9 protein-coding genes are annotated in these 5,934 nt (G+C 62.1%); 5 read left to right on the forward strand and 4 right to left on the reverse strand.

Annotation, left to right across the window (positions count from 1 at the left end):
* A partial coding sequence (locus AC1D1P_RS12250; protein ID WP_477673164.1) for a LysR family transcriptional regulator occupies positions 1-291 on the reverse strand: 291 nt, incomplete at its 3' end.
* Positions 292-452: 161 nt separating this feature from the next.
* On the opposite strand from AC1D1P_RS12250, the gene AC1D1P_RS12255 reads away from it, so the two are divergent.
* Positions 453-1,082 (forward strand): DUF2917 domain-containing protein, encoded by a 630-nt coding sequence (locus tag AC1D1P_RS12255; protein ID WP_477673165.1) that lies wholly within the window; start codon positions 453-455, stop codon positions 1,080-1,082.
* Between the two features lie 68 nt (positions 1,083-1,150).
* Here the strand turns inward: AC1D1P_RS12255 and AC1D1P_RS12260 are convergent, their stop codons facing one another.
* Positions 1,151-1,612, reverse strand: a complete 462-nt coding sequence (locus tag AC1D1P_RS12260; protein WP_477673166.1) for a TfoX/Sxy family protein — start codon at positions 1,610-1,612, stop codon at positions 1,151-1,153.
* Positions 1,613-1,753: 141 nt separating this feature from the next.
* Between AC1D1P_RS12260 and AC1D1P_RS12265 the strand changes: the two genes are divergently transcribed.
* Positions 1,754-2,308: a gluconokinase gene (locus AC1D1P_RS12265; protein ID WP_477673167.1), complete on the forward strand. Its 555-nt coding sequence runs from the start codon at positions 1,754-1,756 to the stop codon at positions 2,306-2,308.
* A gap of 232 nt (positions 2,309-2,540) precedes the next feature.
* Entirely contained in the window at positions 2,541-3,530 is a 990-nt protein-coding gene (locus AC1D1P_RS12270) for an MBL fold metallo-hydrolase (RefSeq protein WP_477673168.1), read from the forward strand.
* A gap of 12 nt (positions 3,531-3,542) precedes the next feature.
* On the opposite strand, the gene AC1D1P_RS12275 is transcribed toward AC1D1P_RS12270, so the two are convergent.
* The gene (locus AC1D1P_RS12275) at positions 3,543-3,950 is read right to left on the reverse strand and encodes a BLUF domain-containing protein (RefSeq protein ID WP_477673169.1); all 408 of its coding nucleotides are present in this window, start codon (positions 3,948-3,950) and stop codon (positions 3,543-3,545) included.
* Positions 3,951-4,027: 77 nt separating this feature from the next.
* Between AC1D1P_RS12275 and AC1D1P_RS12280 the strand changes: the two genes are divergently transcribed.
* Complete coding sequence (locus AC1D1P_RS12280; protein WP_477673170.1) at positions 4,028-4,786, forward strand: Crp/Fnr family transcriptional regulator; 759 nt, start codon at positions 4,028-4,030, stop codon at positions 4,784-4,786.
* 183 nt (positions 4,787-4,969) lie between these two features.
* Entirely contained in the window at positions 4,970-5,287 is a 318-nt protein-coding gene (locus tag AC1D1P_RS12285) for a hypothetical protein (protein WP_477670014.1), read from the forward strand.
* Between the two features lie 29 nt (positions 5,288-5,316).
* On the opposite strand, the gene AC1D1P_RS12290 is transcribed toward AC1D1P_RS12285, so the two are convergent.
* On the reverse strand, positions 5,317-5,934 hold a 618-nt coding region (locus AC1D1P_RS12290), incomplete at its 5' end, for a DUF6279 family lipoprotein (protein ID WP_477673171.1).

The raw sequence follows: 5,934 nt of genomic DNA on the forward strand, positions 1-5,934 counted from the left end.
GGTCTGGCGTATCTGCCGCACGGCGTTGTCAATGCGCTCCAGCGAGGGCGTGACGGCCCGCAGCAGGATGCCGCCGGCGGTGGTGAGCTCCACSGCCCGGGTATGGCGGTGAAAAAGGCTCACGCCCACGTCTTCCTCCAGGCCCTGGATCTGGCGGCTCACAGCCGATTGGGTGAGGGCCAGCTCCTCCGAGGCGGCGCGGAAGTTGAGGTGGCGGGCGACGGCCTCAAAAGCCCTTAACTGGCCGGCGGAAATCGGCCGGGAGCGCAGGTGTGTTTGTGAATGGAGCATGACAGTGTGAGGGTGAAAAAGGCCAAATAGGGCAATTCGGGCCTAATTGATTGATGCGATTATGGAATCAATAGCTTACCGCGATTTCATTGGACTGTGCAAGCCCGTGGCGAGATGATTCAACCCTCATCACTCACTTTGTGCCTTTTTAGGAGAACACCATGGACCACGCAGCTCACCTCTCAGGAGATCGTTTCTTGCAACAGGCTTCCGATGCCACCAACGGCCATGTGGCCGGCCTGGCGGGCTTCTGGAAACTGGGTGCGGGCCGAGCGCTGACGCTGCGCGCCTCGCAGGCCGGCGTGTTGCGAATTGCGCATGGCCGGGTCTGGGCCACCTTCGACTCCGCCAGCCAGGACATCCAGGTCCGCGCCGGCGACCATTTCCTCAGCCGGGGCGAAAGCCTTTCGCTGCGGGCGGGTGAGTCGCTGGTGATGGAGTCCTTCAGCGCTGGTCACGCTGCTTCCGCTTATTTCAGCTGGGAGCCGGCAACGGCCTGCGCCGAAGTGCCCGAGATGAAAGAGACTTCCGGCTGGCGCGCCGGCGTGATGCAGCCTTTGGGTGACTTGCGCGCCGCCTTCGGCCTGGCCACCAGCGCCCTCGGCCGCCTGGTCCGCGGGCTGGCGATGGGTGCTGTCGCCGCTGTTGAAGCGGTGCTGACCCCCGTTGCCCTGGTGTTCGTCACTGCCCGCGCCCGGCCTCACGTCACCGGCCACGACTTTGACGCCTACAGGGACAATCAGCTCCAGCCGCGTAACTACAACGTGCTGGCCATGTCCAACCTGGTCTAAGCGCAGATAGCCAACAGTTTTACTCCGGGAAAACCGTTTAACCCGCAGTCGCAAGGCTGCGGGTTTTTTTATGGGCGCCTGGTTCGGGGCTTGGCCGTTTTGGCGGTCCTGGTTGCCGGCGCCTTTGGCGTTTTCCTCGCCTTCGTTGTCTTGGGCGCTTTGGTCGCCTTGACCGCACGCGCCTTCAACGCACACTCCAACGCTACACGCGCCCATTCCAGCATCACGGCGGGCGACTCCATCGCGTCTTCGGGTGCCGCGTAGTAGTTGAGGCTGTGCGGCGCACTGACGCCATTTCGTGTCATTTCATAGGTGAACCGCTCACAGCCGTGGGCTTCATACAGGCTGCGGGTCTGCGCATCCGCCTTGAGCCACAGCTTCTCGCCGCCGCCCAGGTCGGCCACCAGGGCCAGCGTCAGTCCCGAGGTGCTGATGCCAAACCCGCCAAACATGCGCTTGGCCGTGCAGGGCCCGACGCCTGACAAAAGCTCGCAGCAGTAGGTCGCAAAATCATTCGTGGAAGAAGCCATCGCGCAACCATACCAAACCCGGCGGACTTGTGTTGCGGCGGGCGCAGCGCGCCATGGCTGCCCCTTTGCTCAAAAAATCGGTGCCTGGCAGATATCGCGGGCGCGACGCGCAAAGACGCGGCGGGCCGCGATAATTTGGGCATGGCCCCRGCTTCCCAGACCCATTCCTTCTCCGCGCCCGGTGTGCGCCACGCCGCCCCGGCAGTCCATGTGGTGGTCATGGGTGTGGCTGGCTGCGGCAAGTCGGCGGTCGGGCGTTTGATGGCCGACCAGCTGGCGTTGCCGCTGATCGAAGGGGATGATTTCCATCCCTCCGGCAACATCCAGAAGATGCAGCAAGGCATTCCCCTCACGGACGAGGACCGCGCTGACTGGCTGCGCCAGCTGGGTGTGGAACTGGCGCGTCACCCGGCCGGTGTTGTGCTGACCTGCTCGGCCCTCAAGGCCGCTTACCGCGACAGCCTGCGCGGCGCCGTGCCCGGTCTGCAGTTTGTGCATCTGGCCATCGGCCAGGCCGAATCCCTGCGACGCGTCTCCGCGCGGCCGGGTCACTTTTACCCGCCCAGCCTGGTCGCCAGCCAGTTCGAGGCGCTGCAGGATCCTTCGGCCGAGCCGGGCGTGTTGACCCTGGCCGGGAATGCTTCCCTGGAAGCCCTGGCCGACAGTGCGGTCGCCTGGCTGGCAATTCGCGGGTAGCGCCCTGCCGCCGGCCTCGCCTGCAGGGCCCGTTTTTTGGCATCAAATTGCCTTGCAGGCCAATCAGGACGAGCGCAAGCAGCTATCAAATCAATAGCGGCCTTGAAAATCGTTTTCACCGGGCAGGTGTATTGGTTCAACTATCCGTAACGCGTTACGTTTAAGTAAAATGACCCAAAACTGCCGCGGGTTCATTGAACCGCCGGCACGGCGTCCCAAACACAGGAACCGCATGTCCAAAGCCTTCGCCTCGCAGTCCGATCTCACCGACAAGGTCATCACTTTTGAGCAGCTCAGCGCACATTGCTGGGCTTATACCGCCGAGGGCGACCCCAATTCCGGCGTGATCATTGGCGACAAATTCATCATGGTGAGCGACGCCACCGCCACCCCGGCCATGGCGCAAGACCTGATCGCCCGTATCCGCACCGTGAGCGACAAGCCCATCAAATATGTGCTGCTGACTCACTATCACGCGGTCCGGGTGCTGGGCGCCAGTGCCTACATTGCGGAAGGCGCCACGGAAGTGATCGCCAGCCAGGGCACGTACGAACTCATCGTCGAGCGCGGTGTGCAGGACATGCAAAGCGAGATGGAGCGCTTTCCGCGCCTGTTCCGCAACGCCGAAAGCGTGCCCGGCCTGACCTGGCCGACATTGGTTATCGACGGCGGCAACCCGGTGAAGTGCGAAGTGCCTGGCAAGCTGGTGCTGGACCTGGGCGGTGTCAAGGTGCAGGTCTGGCACCCGGGCCCCGGCCACACACGCGGCGACACGATTGCGTGGGTCGAAGAAGAAAAAGTGCTGTTCTCAGGCGACCTGGTCGAGTACGAGGCCGGCGTTTACACCGGCGACGCGCAGCTGGAGGAATGGCCCGCCACACTGGAAGCCCTGCGCGCACTGAAAGCCGAAGCCATCGTGCCCGGCCGCGGCGAGGCCATGAAGGGCGCTGCCAATGTCAACAAGGCACTGGACTATACGAAGCGCTGGGTCGAAACCCTGTACCAGGCGGGCAAGGAAGCCGCCGCCGCCGGCATGGACCTCAAAGCCGCCATGGACCACACCCGCAAAAGCATGGACCCGATCTTCGGCCATGTGTTTATTTACGAGCACTGCCTGCCGTTTGACGTGAGCCGCGCATTTGACGAAGCCAGCGGCATCAAGAACCCGCGTATCTGGACAGCCCAACGCGACCAGGAAATGTGGCAAGCGCTGCAGGGCTGAAGCCCGGCGCGTTCAGGAATCCAGGTCCAGCCTGGAAAGCAATCCCACAAAGGCATCGAGCGCGGCCTGGCCGTCCAGGGTTTCCATGCGCTCCAGCACGTCCTCATCCTCGACCAGGCAATAGCCCAGGCTGAAGCGCCTGAACCGCCTGGCGGCCAGTTCGCCGTGGTGCAGAACCTGCATGTTGATGTGGCGGGTGTCCTGCCGGATGCGCTCCAGCAACGCCAACACCTGCTTCTGGCCGCCTTCAAGCTGCTGGCAAAACCGCATGCCGTCAAAAATCAGCAGTCCTGTAATGTCGCGCTCCGCATTGACCAGGCGAGCCTTGGCCGCAATACCCCCCACCACGCTCAACGGCGCCTCCGGCGCCAAGGTGCTGACGTAAAGAATTTCATACAAAGTGGTGCTTATTTTTGTCATTGCGCCGAATGTAGCGACGGACTACACACCTCACAATGTCAAAAGACACAGCCATATGCGCCTAAGATGTGCCTTCCATGAGCATTCCGACGCCAACATCAGCCATCTGCCCGCCTCGCTGTAATGCTTGCGGTTTACGCAGCACCGGTGCATTCATGCCCGTGAAAGCGGAAGAGCTCCAGTTCATCGAGGCCTTCCGCACTGGCATCTTGCAGGTAGCCGCCGGCACGACCATCCTGCATGAGCAAAAGCCCAACGGCAAACTCTTCACCCTCTACTCGGGCTGGGCCTTCCGCTACAAAACCCTGAGCGATGGCCGTCGCCAGATACTCAATTTTTTGCTGCCCGGAGACTTCATCGGCCTGCAGCAAAAGTTCGCGGACGGCGCCATGCACGGCATCGAGGCCGTGACGGATGTAAGCCTCTGTGTGTTCCCGCGGGACGGCCTGTGGGAACTGTTTCGCAACCACCCCAGCCTGGGCTACGACATCACGTGGATGGGCGCGCGCGAGGAAGGTATGGTCGATGACCACCTGCTGACGGCAGGCCGGCGCAACGCCACCGAACGCGTGGCGATGCTGCTGATGCACCTGTACCGCAGGCTGGAACGCGTGGGCATGGCCGAAAAAGGCTGGATAGGGTTTCCCATCAACCAGCAGCATATTGCCGACGCGCTGGGACTGTCGCTGGTGCATACCAACAAGACGCTCAGGCGGTTGCGCCAGCTGGGTCTGCATGAGATTGAAAATGGGCAGCTCCGGTTGCTCAATACCCGCGCGCTGGAGCGCATTGCCGACTACTACGACACGCCGCCTGCGCACATTCCTTTACTCTGATTTCATCTGTTTTTGCTTTGGTTCAGGCGTGTAGGCGGTTGCTGACAACAAGGCCATGGGGCGGATGACAAACGCGGCGTCCATCCGGTTTTAAGGTGACTCTCCTTGCCCACGATTTGCCCCCTTTTCCAGCGAAGGGAAGGTCGTGGCGACACGCACCGACAACCCACCCAGGAGACGTTCATGAACCACGCACAAGCACCCGGTGCACGCCTGCAGCAGCAACCGCGCCGTGTTTCGGACCGCCAGCAACAGCAAAGCAGCGGCTCCCGCGAGTTCCAGCCGCGCCAGTCCAGGCCGGGCGATGCCCCGGCCGGGCAGATGGGCGAAGGGAGCTATGAAGCCACCCGCGACTACCAGAAGAACATCAAGTCCTATCTCAAGGATGCAGATGTCGCTGCCGACGCGAAGGCGGCGAAACCCGATTCACCCCAGCAGGCGGCAGAACTGAAGAAAGCTGAAGAGGAAGGCTTGTCCCATTCCAAGGCGCCCGGCAAATAAGCCGGGTTGCGCGGGGGCTGGCTCCTGGGTCAGGACTTTTGGCTGTGCAGGGCTTTGAAATCCCGCTCATAGCGGTGAAGGTTTTCCACGGCTTTTAAGCGCTGGGCGGGCGTGGTGCTGTTGTGCAGTTCTGCAAACCCCTGGCAAATGTCCTGGGTCAGGCGTTCGAAATAGTCCCGGTAAGCGACGTCTGGTGAGTTCAGCGTGCGTTCAAACAGTCCGTTCACGGCGGCCTGCGTTTTCTCGGGTGCGCTATGGCCGTCAGCCAGCGGGCGCAGGGTTTGCAGGGCATCCTGCTGGCGCCGCAGCCTTTCCCGGTAGGACACGGCGGCGTCAAAGTGGGACGTATCGATTCGCCGGCCGATGATGTCCAGTTGTTTTTCCTCCAGCCGCCCGTAAAGCATTTCAGCCCGGTTCACCGCCTCTTTGTAGCGCTTTTTGCGGCTGGTTTTGGATGACTCCAGAAAGTCTTCGCGGTAGTCGGCATTGCCTTTTTCAAAACGCTGCTGCAGTTTTTTCATCTGGCTGGCGTGGAGCGTGCCCGCCAGCTTTGTCATAAGGGGCTCAGCCTCGTTCGACACCACCATCAGCTTTCGCCGCAGGTCGGTATAGACCGCACAAGCCTTTGCCGTGTCCATGTCCTGCGG

The organism is Polaromonas sp. P1_E1_2 (assembly GCF_056406035.1).